Annotated in this window: 13 protein-coding genes and 1 pseudogene; 7 read left to right on the forward strand and 7 right to left on the reverse strand. The window is 65.0% G+C overall.

All coding sequences use genetic code 11. The annotated features are described in order from the left end of the window. Positions 1-16 precede the first annotated feature (16 nt). Positions 17-1,105, forward strand: coding sequence for a magnesium and cobalt transport protein CorA (locus CH266_RS00180; RefSeq protein WP_032371671.1), 1,089 nt, complete (start codon positions 17-19; stop codon positions 1,103-1,105). 90 nt (positions 1,106-1,195) lie between these two features. On the opposite strand, the gene CH266_RS00185 is transcribed toward CH266_RS00180, so the two are convergent. Beyond that, a complete protein-coding gene (locus tag CH266_RS00185) occupies positions 1,196-1,789 on the reverse strand; it encodes a suppressor of fused domain protein (protein ID WP_174557311.1) in 594 nt (197 codons plus the stop codon). A gap of 70 nt (positions 1,790-1,859) precedes the next feature. Between CH266_RS00185 and CH266_RS00190 the strand changes: the two genes are divergently transcribed. The 3 genes from CH266_RS00190 to CH266_RS00200 all read left to right on the forward strand — a co-directional run bounded on the left by CH266_RS00190 (position 1,860) and on the right by CH266_RS00200 (position 4,990). Then, positions 1,860-2,576, forward strand: coding sequence for a metallophosphoesterase family protein (locus CH266_RS00190; RefSeq protein WP_027498034.1), 717 nt, complete (start codon positions 1,860-1,862; stop codon positions 2,574-2,576). After that, complete coding sequence (locus CH266_RS00195; RefSeq protein ID WP_027498035.1) at positions 2,566-3,429, forward strand: hypothetical protein; 864 nt, start codon at positions 2,566-2,568, stop codon at positions 3,427-3,429. The genes CH266_RS00190 and CH266_RS00195 overlap by 11 nt, the downstream gene beginning before the upstream one ends. A 124-nt stretch (positions 3,430-3,553) precedes the next feature. After that, on the forward strand, positions 3,554-4,990 hold the full coding sequence (locus CH266_RS00200) for an MFS transporter (RefSeq protein ID WP_052054798.1): 1,437 nt from the start codon (positions 3,554-3,556) through the stop codon (positions 4,988-4,990). A gap of 67 nt (positions 4,991-5,057) precedes the next feature. On the opposite strand, the gene CH266_RS00205 is transcribed toward CH266_RS00200, so the two are convergent. The 6 genes from CH266_RS00205 to CH266_RS00230 all read right to left on the reverse strand — a co-directional run bounded on the left by CH266_RS00205 (position 5,058) and on the right by CH266_RS00230 (position 11,070). Beyond that, the gene (locus CH266_RS00205) at positions 5,058-6,227 is read right to left on the reverse strand and encodes an ABC transporter ATP-binding protein (RefSeq protein ID WP_032369626.1); all 1,170 of its coding nucleotides are present in this window, start codon (positions 6,225-6,227) and stop codon (positions 5,058-5,060) included. A 5-nt stretch (positions 6,228-6,232) separates the two neighbouring features. Further along, on the reverse strand, positions 6,233-7,066 hold the full coding sequence (locus CH266_RS00210) for a carbohydrate ABC transporter permease (RefSeq protein ID WP_027498037.1): 834 nt from the start codon (positions 7,064-7,066) through the stop codon (positions 6,233-6,235). Next, entirely contained in the window at positions 7,066-8,010 is a 945-nt protein-coding gene (locus CH266_RS00215; protein WP_027498038.1) for a carbohydrate ABC transporter permease, read from the reverse strand. Before CH266_RS00215 ends, CH266_RS00210 begins: the two co-directional genes overlap by 1 nt. Then, complete coding sequence (locus CH266_RS00220) at positions 8,007-9,329, reverse strand: ABC transporter substrate-binding protein (RefSeq protein WP_027498039.1); 1,323 nt, start codon at positions 9,327-9,329, stop codon at positions 8,007-8,009. Before CH266_RS00220 ends, CH266_RS00215 begins: the two co-directional genes overlap by 4 nt. Positions 9,330-9,525: 196 nt before the next feature. Next, positions 9,526-10,014: a general stress protein gene (locus tag CH266_RS00225; RefSeq protein ID WP_027498040.1), complete on the reverse strand. Its 489-nt coding sequence runs from the start codon at positions 10,012-10,014 to the stop codon at positions 9,526-9,528. Positions 10,015-10,113: 99 nt separating this feature from the next. Further along, entirely contained in the window at positions 10,114-11,070 is a 957-nt protein-coding gene (locus tag CH266_RS00230; RefSeq protein ID WP_032369628.1) for an HpcH/HpaI aldolase/citrate lyase family protein, read from the reverse strand. A 60-nt stretch (positions 11,071-11,130) separates the two neighbouring features. On the opposite strand from CH266_RS00230, the gene CH266_RS00235 reads away from it, so the two are divergent. From CH266_RS00235 to CH266_RS25675, 3 genes and pseudogenes are all read left to right on the forward strand, one after another. Then, positions 11,131-12,405, forward strand: a complete 1,275-nt coding sequence (locus CH266_RS00235; RefSeq protein WP_027498042.1) for a magnesium transporter MgtE N-terminal domain-containing protein — start codon at positions 11,131-11,133, stop codon at positions 12,403-12,405. Between the two features lie 20 nt (positions 12,406-12,425). Next, positions 12,426-12,956 carry a DUF1003 domain-containing protein gene (locus tag CH266_RS00240; protein ID WP_045840756.1) on the forward strand — a complete coding sequence of 177 codons (531 nt, stop codon included), beginning with the start codon at positions 12,426-12,428 and terminating at the stop codon, positions 12,954-12,956. A 125-nt stretch (positions 12,957-13,081) separates the two neighbouring features. Further along, positions 13,082-13,438 (forward strand): annotated as a pseudogene (locus CH266_RS25675) (hypothetical protein); the annotation flags it as partial.

Consider the following 13,438-nt stretch of genomic DNA (forward strand, 5'->3'; position numbering starts at 1 on the left):
CGTACGATTGCCCGCCATGCCGTCCCTTCCACCGCGTCCCTCACTGCCCTCGCTGCACCGACGAGGAAACAAGACCGTTCCCGATTCGAGTCCACGAATACCGGTGCCGACGGCGCGCGCCATCGTCGACTGCGCTGTCTACGTCGACGGCTCCCGACTACCCGGCCGGTTCACTCACACGTCGGCGATCGCCGAAGTACGAGCCCGCGGCGAGGGGTTCGTCTGGGTGGGCCTGCATGCGCCGGACGACCGTCAGATGAACGCGATCGCTCAGTGTTACGACCTGCACGAGTTGATGGTCGAGGACACCGTGCACGCGCATCAGCGGCCCAAGCTCGAGCGATACGACGACGTCGCATTCCTCGTCCTGCGCACGGTCAAGTACGTCGAACACGAGTCGGTGACGACGGCGAACGAGATCGTCGAGAGCGGCGAGATCATGGTGATGGTCGGTCGAGATTTCGTGATCACCGTCCGACACGGCGAACACTCCGGATTGGCCGGCGTGCGCCAGCGCCTCGAGGACAATCCGGAGCAGCTCGCACTCGGCCCGTCGGCGGTGCTGCACGCCGTGGCCGACCACGTCGTCGACGAGTACCTGGCCGTCACCGACTCGATCGAGAGGGACGTCGACGGCATGGAGGAGGAAGTCTTCTCTCCGCATCACCACGTGCCGATCGAGAACATCTATCTGCTCAAGCGAGAGGTCGTGGAACTACGCCGGTCGGTGACACCACTGTCGACGCCGCTCGCACGGCTGGTCCAGGAGCCCAGTGTTCCGAAGTCCGTCCGGCGGTACCTCCGTGACGTGCAGGACCATCACACCACCGTCGCCGAACGTATCTCCGAATACGACGAGGTACTCAGCTCGCTCGTCGACGCCGCCCTGGCTCGGGTGACGATGCAGCAGAACCTCGACATGCGCAAGATCTCGTCCTGGGTGGCGATCGCGGCGGTGCCGACCATGGTTGCCGGCATCTACGGCATGAACTTCGACAACATGCCCGAGCTGCACTGGACCTATGGGTATCACACGATCGTCGCGATCGTCGCCTGCGTGTGCGTCGGTCTGTGGCGAACGTTCCACAAGAACAACTGGCTGTAGATCCTGCGCCTGAGATCTACAGCCAGGGACGAACTCCGACAGAAGCGGGTAGCCACCGGAAGTCGACACCCTGTGCGCAGGAGCGCCCGATCAGAGACTGGCTGCGGACCGGTTGGGGTCTCGAACGTCGATCCCCGCTTCCTTCCAGGCCTCGCGCAACGCATCCGCCCCGCGTAACCGCACCCAGGCGGCCTCGGTTCCGGTCAACGGCACCGCGGCGAAAAAATGAACCGGATCGAAAGGCTCCGGCAGCGGCAGGTCCGCGATGTCGCTCGGCCCGAGCAGCACGGCCGTGAACGGGGCATTTGTCCACAGCGGCTCACCGAGATCGAGCAGGGCGTCCTCCACCAGCACGACGCCCTCCACCGCAGGCGAGGCCGCGAGCACGGCCAAGCTCTTGTGGACGCCCGACGCCACGCCTGCGCCACCGCGAAGGGTCAGTACCAGTTCGGCGCGAGGGCCACGGGACGGATCGGCGACCATGTCGTTCGGGTCTGCCATGGGATGACGCGAGCAGCCGAGGCTGACGTACCGCACCACCTCGGAGTCCGCTCCGAATCGCAGCACGTCCAGTGACTCCAGGCCGAGGAACGTCACGGACGCGGACGACGGGTTGTCGTCGCCGATCTCGGTCACCAGGTGTGCGCGTACCGCGGTAATGACACTCTCGCTCACGAGACCCATCCAACACCACCGGTGCCCGAGAAGTCCGTTCGGAGGTGCCACCGCGGACGAGGTGGGTACCGTCGTACCCGTGGTATCCGTTCTCGCTGTGTCCGACGAAACGATCGAATCTCTGTGGAGTCCGCAGGTGAAGTCGCTCGGCGTCGATCTGATTCTCGGCGCGGGTGACCTTCCGTTCGATTACCTCGAGTATCTGACCGACGCGTTGAACGCTCCGTGCGTGTTCGTGCCCGGCAATCACGACGCGGACCTGACGGGTTATTCGGCCGGGAAGGCCGGCTGGATGCGCGCCGGGCTGCCTGCCACCTGGCCGGGGCCGGTGGGTGCGATCAACGTCGACCGGCGGATCGTGTCCGCTGCCGGTCTGCGTATCGCCGGTCTCGGCGGGTCGATCCGCTACAACGGTGGCCCCAATCAATGGACGCAACGTCAGCAGCGCAGACGCTCACGCACCCTCACTCGAACATTCGCGTGGAATCGCAACGTCCGCAAGGACGTACGGCCGGTGGACATTCTGCTCACTCACAGCCCACCCCTGGGAGTCGGCGACGACACCGACCCGGCACACGTCGGCTTCGACTGCCTGGACGAGGTGACGCGTCGGCTCTCCCCACAGTTGTTGTTGCACGGCCACATTCATCCACACGGCCACACCCCGGACGATCTGGCCCTGCACGGGGCGGCGGTGATCAACACCGTCGGATACACCCTGCTCGACGTCGAACCGGGTGGGCAGCGACAGCACGTCGAAGCACCGAGGATCGTGAGGCGCAGACATGGCACGTGACACCGGATTTCCGGCCGCCGACGCGGAGAACGACTTCACCCGCCAGCGTCGACGCGCCGACGTGGCGAGACTCGTCGGGTGGCTGCGGCGTCAACCCGACGACGTCAACACCATCCTGCCGTTCGACGAGGTGGTCGCTGCCCTCGGCAAGGTCGGTGAACGGCACCTGGGTCTGCAGGTCATTCGCGTCGAGACCATCGTCGGAAGTGTCGACCGCACCCGGGACTTCGACAGGTTCTTCAGGCCGACCTCGGCGCGGATCAGGGAACGCTGGCAGCGGTTGGCGGCGGCGCAGCGCCGCGGTGAAGCGATGCCGCCGATCCAGGTGTACCGCATCGGCGGCATGCACTTCGTCGTCGACGGGCATCACCGGGTGTCGATTGCGTTCGCGATGCATCGCACGACGATCGACGCCGTCGTCACCGAGATCATCACGCGTATCTCCCCCGAGGGCATCACCCGGCGCGGCGATCTGTTGATCAAGGATCATCGCCGCATCTTCCTGAGTCGGGTGCCCCTGGTGGGACGCGCACGCGAGGCGGTACAGGTCACCGACCCGTTCGATTACGCGCAACTGAGCGAGTCGGTGGAGGCCTGGGGATTTCGGCTGATGCAGGAACTCGGGGAGTTCGTCGACCGCGGAACGGTCGCACGACGCTGGTTCGGTGAGGAGTACCTGCCGGTGGTCCGCATGGTCCGGGCGGCCGAGATTCTCGAAGACCGCACCGATGCCGAGGCCTATCTGTGGATGAGCCGTGAGCGCTATCGGCTGGTGCGCGAGCACGTCTGGAACGACGAGATCGTCAGTGAACTCCGGCAGAAGGCCCTGGGGAAGCCCAACCGGACGCAGTAGCTCCTCCGAGGCACCTCGGCTCACACCGGGGAAACCGGTACCCGATAATTAATTAGATGCGTTCAACATTTTAGTTCGATCGGTTCGTATTATCGGTTGTCATAGGTAACGAGGTAGCTCTTCCATGTCCACCCGCCGCACGCTGCTGCCAGGACTCTGTTTCATCGTCATGACCCTCGCCGTCCTGCAGACGATGGTCGTTCCCATCGTGGGCACCATCGGCACCCAACTGGGCGTCAGCACCACCGCTGCCGGGTGGGTGCTGACGGCGAACCTGTTGGCCGCGGTCATCGCCACCCCCGTCATCGGCCGACTCGCCGACCTGCACGGCAAACGCCCCGTGCTCATCGGCGTCCTGACCGTCGTGCTGGCGGGGTCGCTGCTGGCAGCGTTGACCGATTCACTGACCTGGCTGCTGGTCGGCCGCATTCTGCAGGGTGTCTCGTACGCCCTGTTCCCCATCGCCCTGGCGGTGTTGCGCGACGAGATGCCACCGCGCGCACTCGTCGGCTCGATGTCGATCCTGTCCGGCACTCTCGGCGTGGGCGGCGGCTTCGGATTGGTGCTGACGGGGCTGCTCACGGCCAACGGTGCCGACTACCACCGCGTCTTCTGGCTCACCGTCGCCATCGTCGTGGTTGCACTCGGCATCGCGTGGTTCGGTGTCCCGGCCCGACCGCGTAGCGGCAGCGGGTCGGTCGACTGGTGGGGTGCCGTGCTTCTGGCGGGCACACTCCTGCTGCTGTTCCTGGCCCTCACCCAGGGCCGCACGTGGGGCTGGGGTTCGGTGGCCACCATCGGATGCGCTGTCGCGGGCGTGCTGCTGGGAACAGTCTGGTGGATCTTCGAGAAACGCATCGATGCCCCGCTCGTCGCACCCCGCATGCTCACTCACGGGCCACTGCTGGCCACCAACGTCGCCACCCTGTTCGTCGGCGTCGGAATGTTCGCCAACTTCCTGGCCTGCTCCTACTTCGTGCAGACCCCACGTGCCGTCGCCGGCTACGGATTCACCGCCAACGTTCTCGAAGCGAGTGTCGTGTACCTGCTGCCCGGTGCTGCGGTAGGAGTGGTGGCCGCGGTGATCAGCGGTCGCCTCATCGGATCGTTCGGGCCGCGCCGAGTCCTCGTCGGCGGTGCGGTGGTCGGCGTTCTCGGATTTGCGTTCGTCGCGGTGGCCCACGATCACACCTGGCAGCTCATCACCGCGGGCATCGTCATCAACACGTTCGTCAGCCTCGCGTTCGCGGCCCTGCCCAACCTGCTCATGGCCGAGGTCAGCGCGGCGGACACCGGCGTGGCCAACAGCGTCAACTCGATCGTGCGCACCGTCGGCACGTCGATCGCGAGTGCGTCATTGTCCACCGTGCTGGCGATGTTCACCATCGACGGCACAAACGTGGCCCGCGAGAGCGCGTACACCGCAGCCTTCGTCGCCGGTGCCGTGGCCTGCGCCGTCGTCGCCGCGGCAGCCCTGGCCATCAGAAGCACCCCGGCAGCGCGGCAATCGGTGCGGGTTGCCGAGTCCGAACCGAACACCACGTCGAACGTGCCACTGTAGAGCCTGCGGCATGTGAGTGGAACTTCGTAGTAGGCTACGAAGTTCCGCTCACATGCGGCGCAGCCGCTCAGATTGTCAGGTTCGCACCCGACGCCTGGTCGAACACCGAGATCTTGCCCGGGTCGAACCACAGTTCCACCTGACCACCCTCGGCGGCCTTGGATTCGGCTGCCAGACGCGCAACCACCTGTGCGCCACCGAGATCGGCGATGCCGGCATCGGCGGCCAGCTCCTGGAGTTCGCTGGACTCGACCTTGGCACCCTTCAGCGTGAAGTAGACGTACTTGTCGCTGCCCATGGACTCGAGCACGTCGACGGTTGCGGTGAAGGTGGCACCGCTCATCTTCTGGTAGCCGTCGATCAGTGCCGCGTCCTCGAAGTGCTCGGGACGGATACCGACGACCACCTCGCGGCCCGGGTTCTTGGCCTTGATCGCGTCCATTCGCTCGAGCGGGATCTCGATGTCGCCGAGGGCCGTGGACACTCCGTTCGAGGTGAGCTGTCCCGGAACGAAATTCATCGAGGGCGATCCGATGAAGCCGCCCACGAACAGGTTTCGCGGCTTGTCGTAGAGCTCCTGCGGAGAACCGATCTGCTGCACCAGCCCGCCGCGCAACACCACGACGCGGTCGCCGAGGGTCATGGCCTCGGTCTGATCGTGCGTGACGTAGACGGTGGTGGTGCCCAGGCGCTTCTGCAGCCGCGAGATCTCGGCGCGCGTCTGGACTCGCAGCTTGGCGTCGAGGTTGGACAGCGGCTCGTCCATCAGGAAGGCCTTGGGGGTGCGAACGATGGCGCGGCCCATGGCAACTCGCTGTCGCTGACCACCGGAGAGGTTGGCGGGCTTCCGGTCGAGGTGCTGACTGAGATCGAGGATCTTGGCAGCCTCTTCGACCTTGTTGTTGATCTCGGTCTTCGAGAGCTTGGCGAGCGTCAGCGGGAAGGCAATGTTCTGCCGGACCGTCATGTGCGGGTACAGCGCGTAGGACTGGAACACCATCGCGATGTCGCGATCCTTCGGTGCCTTCTCGTTGACGCGCTCCCCCGCGATCCGCAGCTCACCCGACGAGATGTCCTCCAGCCCGGCGATCATGTTGAGCGTGGTGGACTTTCCGCAGCCGGACGGTCCGACGAGGATGATGAATTCGCCGTCGGCGATGGTGATGTCGACGTCGCTGACGGCAGCGGCGCCGTCCGGGTAGAGCTTGGTGACTTTGTCGAGAACGATTTCGGCCATGACGGTTATCCCTTCACTGCGCCGGACGTCAAGCCCGCCACGATACGTCGTTGGAAGAAGAGCACAAAAATGATGATCGGGATGGTGATGACGACGGCGGCTGCCGCGATCGATCCCGTGGGCTCCTCGAACTGAGAGCTACCGGTGAACTGCGAGATGGCCGCCGGGACGGTGACCGAACGTTCCGTCGCCGTCAGCGAGATGGCGAGCAGGAGGTCGTTCCAGGCGAAGATGAAGACCAGGATCGATGCGGTGACGATGCCCGGCGCTGCCAGCGGGGCGATGACCTTGCGGAAAGCCTGTGCAGGCGTTGCTCCGTCCATCTTCGCTGCCTTTTCGAGCTCCCACGGAATCTCGCGGAAGAAGGCCGAGAGCGTGTAGATCGCCAACGGCAACGCGAAGGTGATGTACGGGATGATCAGACCCGGCCAGGTGTCGAACAGACCGAGCGAGCGCGAGATGTCGAACAACGGTGTCACCAGCGAGATCTGGGGGAACATCGCGATCAGCAGAGCCGCACCGACCAGGAGCTTCTTGCCCGGAAAGTCCAGCCGGGCAACGGCATACGCGGCCATGGTGCCGATCACGACGGCGATCACCGTGGTGATCAACCCGATTCCGATGGAGTTCACCAGCGCCGAGGTGAACTGGTTGGTGGAGAAGATGCCCTTGTAGTTCTCCAGAGTGAACGACTGCGGGATGAACTTTCCGTCGGCGATCGTGGCCGTCGATTTGAACGACAGGCTGATGATCCACGCCAACGGAACGAGCGCGTAGAGGAGGACGAGGACGTTGACGACCGTCCAACCGACCTTCTTGCGAGGCGTAACAGTGGTCATTACTTGCGGCCTCCGTCGTCGGATCCCGGTGCCGAGGCACCGAACAACTTGATGAACACGAACGCGATGATCGCGACGCAGAAGAAGATCAGGATGCTGATCGCCGACCCGAGTCCGAGGTTGAACGCGCCGAACAGGTTGTTGTAACCGAGAATCGACACCGATCCTGTCTCGTTGCTCCCTCGGGTGAGGACGTAGATGTTGTCGAAGATGCGGAACGCGTCGAGCGTGCGGAAGAGCACCGCGACGAGAATTGCCGGCTTCATCAACGGAATGGTGATCCGCATCAGGCGCGTCCAGCCACCCGCTCCGTCCACCTCGGCGGCCTTGAGCAGATCGTCGGGCACCAGAGCCAGGCCTGCCAGCAGCAGCAGAGCCATGAACGGGGTCGTCTTCCACACCTCGGCCAGAACCACGATCGCGAGCGACGGGAACTGCTCGGTGAGCGGCGCGCTGCCGTCGGGCAACAGGTTGGCGAGATAACCGGTGCCCGGGGTCCAGGCGTAGTACCAGCTGTACGCGGCGGCGACGGTCACGATGCCGTACGGAATGAGCACCACGGTGCGGACGAGTCCGCGGCCGAAGATGGTGCGGTGCATGACCAGAGCCACTGCCAGACCGAGGATGAACTCGATGATCACCGAGATGATCGTGATGCCGGCGGTGACGCCGAATGCCGTCCACCAGTAGCCGTCGGACAGCACGGTCACGTAGTTGGAGATGCCGACGAATTGGCGATCCTCGGGGAACGCGAGGTTGTACTTCTGCAGACTGAGCCAGAAGGCGTACACGATCGGGTAGCCGGTGACCGCGAGCATCAGGATCGCCGCGGGTGCGACGAGGAGCAATCCCAGGCGTCGTTCGGCTTTCTTACCGTCGGAGATGTTCTTCAGAGCCGCCTGCCGATCGGCGGGCTGCGGCTGCGATTCGGTGGGATCGCTCATGGAATCAACCCTTCGGAATTGACGGCCTTGCTGACCAGTTCTGCGAGCTTGTCCACGTCGGCAACCGGATCGATGTTCTGCGGCGGGTTGAGGGCATCGGTCAACAGAATCGAAATGCTCTGGTAGGCAGGCGAAACGGGCCGCACTGCCGCGGACTCGATGGAACCGAGCACCCCTTCCCATGCGGGATAGACGGCCTGGAACTCCGGATCGGAGTACAGCGACTTCAGCACCGGGGGCACGCCGCCGTTGACGGCGTTGTTGCGCTGATTCTCCTGGTTGGTGAGGCACTCGACGGCTTCCCAGGCGAGGTCCTCGTGCTGAGTGGTCTTCGCGACGCCGATGTTGAAGCCGCCGATGGTGACCTTGGCGGGCTCCCCCGCGTTCACCTCGGGGTACGGAGCACTGCGGAAGACCTCGGCGATGCGTGCATCCTGCTGATCGGCAGGCACATTCGCCAGATCGAGGAACGACACTGCCCCGGCGACGGCGTTCTCCTTCAGGCCGGGAAGCACGAACGGGTAGTTGACCTGGAAGGCCATCCGTCCCGACTCCATGCCGAGTCGAGCTGTCGCCTCGTCGCTCTGCGAGACCGATGGATCGCGGCCGTCGGCCGTGGCCACCCGCTTGATGATCTCGAGGGCCTTCTCGGTGGCGGCGCGGTGCTCGGGAGTGTCGTTGAGGGTCACCGTCGTTCCGTCTTCGGCGACCACCGACCCACCCGCGCTCTCGAGCAGCGAGTTGAACCAGACCATGAAGCCCTCGTACTGCTTGGCCTGCACACCGATCTGAGCGGGCTTACCGGCGGCCGCGTTGGCCTCGGCCACGTCGATCAGCTGATCCCACGTCTGCGGCGGGGTGCCGCCCGGCACCTCGTCGGGCCGGTACCAGAGCAACTGAGTATTGGAGTTGAGCGGAACGGCGTAGAGCTGGTCCTGCCATTCCGCAGTGGCGAGCGGGCCTTCCAGAGTGGAACCGTCGCGCAGCTTCGCCGACAGGTCGTCCGGAACGGGCAATGCCCATCCGGCCTCGGCGAATTCGGCGGTCCAGACGACGTCGAGCGTCATCAAATCCAACGTCTTGTCGTTTCCGGCGAGACGCCTCGCGAGCTGCAGGCGCTGATCGTTGGCACTCTTGGGCAGTGTCCGCTGCTCCACTCGATACCGGCCGTTGGAGGCGTCCGAACACACCTGTGCCGCAGCGGCGTATTGCTCTGCGCCGTCTGCGGCAGTGTAGAAACTCAGAACCGGAACCGAACTGTCCGACGAACCACACGCTGCGAGCAACGGACTCGTCACCAGAGCCGCTGCCGCCAACACCCCTATCCTCGTTGCTTTTCCACGCCTACGACCACGATGTCTCGGCACTGTCCCGCCTCCGTACGTTCGGTTACTCGCGCAGCCCTTGTGTCGGCACTGCCGTGCACGAGAGAAACGTAACCGAACTCACTGGCCTCGAGGGCGATTTGGGGCTATTCCGTTACCTGTCGGTTGCCTGGTCGTCCAACCGTTGTGATCAAATCGACAGTTTGGCGAGCAGGTCCCGCGCTTTCTCCGCCGTCCGAGGCTCGCAGATGACGTCGTAACGTCCGGCGACCAACTGCATGCTCGACGCGAAATCGCGCTGCCCCTTGGTGGCCGCGTACGGAATGGACGCCGAGATCAAACCGAAGATGATGCCGCCGCCGACGCCGATGAGCAGAGCTCCGAAGATGTTCTCGCTGAAGATGCCGAGGACCAGGCCGAGGAAAACCCCGAGCCACGCTCCCGAAACAATGCCTCCACCAATAACTTTGGGCCAGGTGAGGCGGCCGAGGACGCGTTCGACCTGCATCAGATCGACGCCGACGATGGTGACGTCCTGTACCGAGAATTCCTCGTCGGAGAGGAAGTCGACGGCGCGCTGCGCCTCGGCGTAGGTGGGGTAGGAACCGATGGGCCAACCGGACGGCGGCGTCGGCAGTCCTTGCCCTGGGCGGCCCGGCTGTGAGAGGGGATTGGTCATGACTCCATTGTGCCCCGAAACGGACTTTTCCGGTCGCTTCTGCAGGCTCCGCTCCGGCACCGTCACACCCATTGTTCTGTCCCGCGAACACTGCGTGGATCAGGAGGTGGGCGGCTCGAACGTCGTCGTGCGTGTCAGACCGGCCGCGCGGCCCTTCGCCGAGACGACCAGCGCCATCTTGCGGCTCGCCTCGTCGATCATCTCGTCGCCGAGCATCACCGCACCGCGAGCGCCGCCCGCCGCCGAGGTGTGGAACTCGTACGCGTCGAGAATCAGCTCGGCCTTGTCGTAATCGTCCTGTCGTGGCGCGAAGATCTCGTTGGCCGCCTCGATCTGCGTCGGATGCAGCACCCACTTGCCGTCGAACCCGAGGCCGGCCGTCCGTCCCGCGGCCCGGCGAAACGCATCGAGATCGCGTATCTGCAGGTACGGTCCGTCGATTGCCTGCAATCCGTGCGTCCGAGCCGCCAGCAGGATCGTCATCAGAATGTGGTGATAGGCGTCGCCGGTGTCGTATCCCACCGGCTGTTCCCCGACGACGAGGGTGCGCATGTTGACGCTCGCCATCAGGTCGGCCGGCCCGAACACCAACGTCTGCACCCGGGGGCTCGCGGTTGCGATCTCGTCGATGTTGCGCAGGCTGCGTGCGCTCTCGATCTGCGGTTCGATGCCGATGGCCCCGACGTCGAGACCGTGCTCCTTCTCGAGTTGAGTGAGAAGAAGATCCAATGCCTGCACGTGCGCCGCGCACTCGACCTTCGGCAACAGGATGGCGTCGAGATTTCCACCCGCCCCGGAAACGACGTCGATGACGTCGCCGTACGTCCACTGCGTCGTCCAGTCGTTCACGCGCACGACCTTGAGCTGATCGCCCCACCCGTCGGAGTTCAACGCGTCGACGATGCGTGCGCGGGCCTCGACCTTGGCGATCGGCGCGACGGCATCCTCGAGATCGAGGAAGATCGCGTCGGCAGGCAGGCCCTTGGCCTTGGCGATCATCTTGTCCGAACTGCCCGGAACGGCCAGTACCGATCGACGCAACCCCGAAGCACCCATCGAAAGCACTACCCCTGTCTGATTCACCCGCTGTATTGCCCTGCCTCTAACCTTGCCATCATGGCAGCACTGAGCAAGGTATTCGCGGCCAGGCTCGCCGGCCTCGGCGTCCTGGGCCCCGACGGCGAATCGATCGGGCGAGTGCGCGACGTGGTGGTCTCCATGCGCGTGGGCAGGGCACAGCCGCGAGTCCTAGGGCTCGTGGTCGAATTGGCAACGCGCCGAAGAATCTTCGTGCCGATGCTGCGGGTGACCAGCATCGAGCCCAACTCCGTTCAGCTCACCACCGGAAACGTCAGTCTGCGCCGATTCACTCAGCGCGCGAACGAGATTCTGGTGTTCGCGCAGATACTCGACTCCAAGGTCCGCGTCGACGATCCCGAGCTCGACGAATTGCACGACACCGATTCCGTCGTCGTCGATCTCGGCATCGAGCTCACCCGAACTCGAGACTGGAAGGTCGCACGCGTGGCGGTGCGTAAGCAGCGCCAACGCCTTGCGCGACGCGGTGCCATCCACGTCGTCGACTGGCAGCACGTGCAGGGGCTCACGCAGAACGAACTGTCGATGCCCGACCAGGGTGTGGCGCAGCTGTTGATGCAGTTCGAGGACCTGCGCGCCGCCGACGTGGCGAATGCGATGCGCGAGCTGCCCGTCAAGCGCCGCATGGAAGTTGCGCGGGCGTTGGACGACGAGCGCCTCGCCGACGTCGTCCAGGAATTGCCCGACGACGATCAGGTGGAGCTGATGCACTACCTCGGAGTCGACCGCGGTGCCGACGTGCTCGAGGCCATGGACCCCGACGACGCCGCCGACCTCCTCGGCGAGCTACCCGAGACCGAAGCGGAATCGCTTCTGCGACTGATGGATCCAGAGGACTCCGCGCCGGTCCGCCGCCTGCTCGAACACTCCCCCGACACCGCCGGCGGTCTGATGACGCCCGAGCCCGTGATCCTCACCGCGTCGACGACGGTGGCCGAGGCCCTCGCTCGGGTACGCAACCCCGACCTGACGCCTGCGCTGGCCTCATTGGTGTTCGTGGTGCGGCCGCCGACCGCAACACCGACCGGCCCATATCTGGGCTGTGTTCACCTGCAGCAACTGTTGCGAGAACCCCCGGCGAGTCTGGTGGGCGGAGTCGTGGACAGCGCACTCCCGCGGTTGTCCCCCGAGGACAGCCTGACCGCGGTGACGCGGTACTTCGCGACGTACAACCTCGTCTGCGGCCCGGTGGTCGACGACGAGGACCACCTGGTCGGGGCCGTGACCGTGGACGACGTCCTCGATCACCTGCTGCCCGAGGACTGGCGAGATCAGGAAGTGGCCGGACAGTGAAAGAAACAGCACGCCAAAGAATGGACACGCCACGCGGTTCGCGGCTGTTCAACGTCAACTTCGACTTCGATCTCGGCAAGTCGGGTGAGAAAGCCGCCAGGTTCTTGGGCACCGGACGCTATCTGGCGATTCAGACCGGCATCGTCATCGTCTGGATCTTCCTCAACGTCGTGGCCGTCAATCTGCAGTGGGACCCGTATCCCTTCATCCTGCTCAACCTCGCCTTCTCGACGCAGGCCGCGTACGCCGCGCCGTTGATCCTGCTCGCCCAGAATCGGCAGGACGATCGCGACCGCGTCTCTCTCGAAGAGGATCGGTCGCGGGCTCAGCAGACCAAGGCCGACACCGAGTTCCTCGCGCGGGAGCTCGCAGCTCTGCGTATCGCCGTCGGTGAAGTCGCCACCCGTGACTATCTGCGCCGCGAACTCGACGACATCAGGGCGTTGCTGGAACAAGCGACGGGTCAACCCGCCAACGCACCGAAGAAGGCGCGCAAGAAAGCGGCCGCACGCCTGGCCGACGACGCGTCGGGCGAGACCGACCCGCAATAAACCGCGCACCCCTCCGCGCCTGGTAACGGCCCGATAACGGAACAGTCTCGAATCAGGTACCCTCGATCCCGGTCATCAGGTCGGGCCCCGGAAATCATCCGGGGAAATCAGGAGGTACAGCGCGCGTGGGTCGTCACAGAAAAGCATCGAATTCCAAGGTTCGACGGAACTCGGTGATTGCTCTGGCAGGCCTCGTCCCCGCAGGACTCGTCACGGCCGCGACCAGCGCCGGAGCCACCGAATACATCCCGTTCGTCACCGAAGACCTCGCGAACGGCGACTCCTGGCAGCCGCTCGGAGCGAAGCTCCGCACGGGCCTGCCGCAGAACGCCGACGGCGGCAAGCCGCGCCACGGCACGGTCATCCCGGTGACGCGCTCCGAGTACCAGAAGGTGCTCGAGGGCTACGCCCCCGGTCTGGCCGTCGCCTCGGTCGCCCCGCTGACCGCGACGACCACGGCCGGCACCGCGCCGGTCCTGCCC

The organism is Rhodococcus sp. 06-1474-1B (genome assembly GCF_002258885.1).
GTDB lineage: Bacteria > Actinomycetota > Actinomycetes > Mycobacteriales > Mycobacteriaceae > Rhodococcoides > Rhodococcoides fascians.

Coding starts and splice junctions, on each gene's coding strand:
- CH266_RS00235 (WP_027498042.1), top strand. CDS start 11,131: ATGGCAGCACTGAGCAAGGTATTCGCGGCCAGGCTCGCCGGCCTCGGC.
- CH266_RS00200 (WP_052054798.1), top strand. CDS start 3,554: ATGTCCACCCGCCGCACGCTGCTGCCAGGACTCTGTTTCATCGTCATG.
- CH266_RS00205 (WP_032369626.1), bottom strand. CDS start 6,227: ATGGCCGAAATCGTTCTCGACAAAGTCACCAAGCTCTACCCGGACGGC.
- CH266_RS00185 (WP_174557311.1), bottom strand. CDS start 1,789: ATGGGTCTCGTGAGCGAGAGTGTCATTACCGCGGTACGCGCACACCTG.
- CH266_RS00215 (WP_027498038.1), bottom strand. CDS start 8,010: ATGAGCGATCCCACCGAATCGCAGCCGCAGCCCGCCGATCGGCAGGCG.
- CH266_RS00210 (WP_027498037.1), bottom strand. CDS start 7,066: ATGACCACTGTTACGCCTCGCAAGAAGGTCGGTTGGACGGTCGTCAAC.
- CH266_RS00240 (WP_045840756.1), top strand. CDS start 12,426: ATGGACACGCCACGCGGTTCGCGGCTGTTCAACGTCAACTTCGACTTC.
- CH266_RS00195 (WP_027498035.1), top strand. CDS start 2,566: ATGGCACGTGACACCGGATTTCCGGCCGCCGACGCGGAGAACGACTTC.
- CH266_RS00225 (WP_027498040.1), bottom strand. CDS start 10,014: ATGACCAATCCCCTCTCACAGCCGGGCCGCCCAGGGCAAGGACTGCCG.
- CH266_RS00180 (WP_032371671.1), top strand. CDS start 17: ATGCCGTCCCTTCCACCGCGTCCCTCACTGCCCTCGCTGCACCGACGA.
- CH266_RS00230 (WP_032369628.1), bottom strand. CDS start 11,070: ATGGGTGCTTCGGGGTTGCGTCGATCGGTACTGGCCGTTCCGGGCAGT.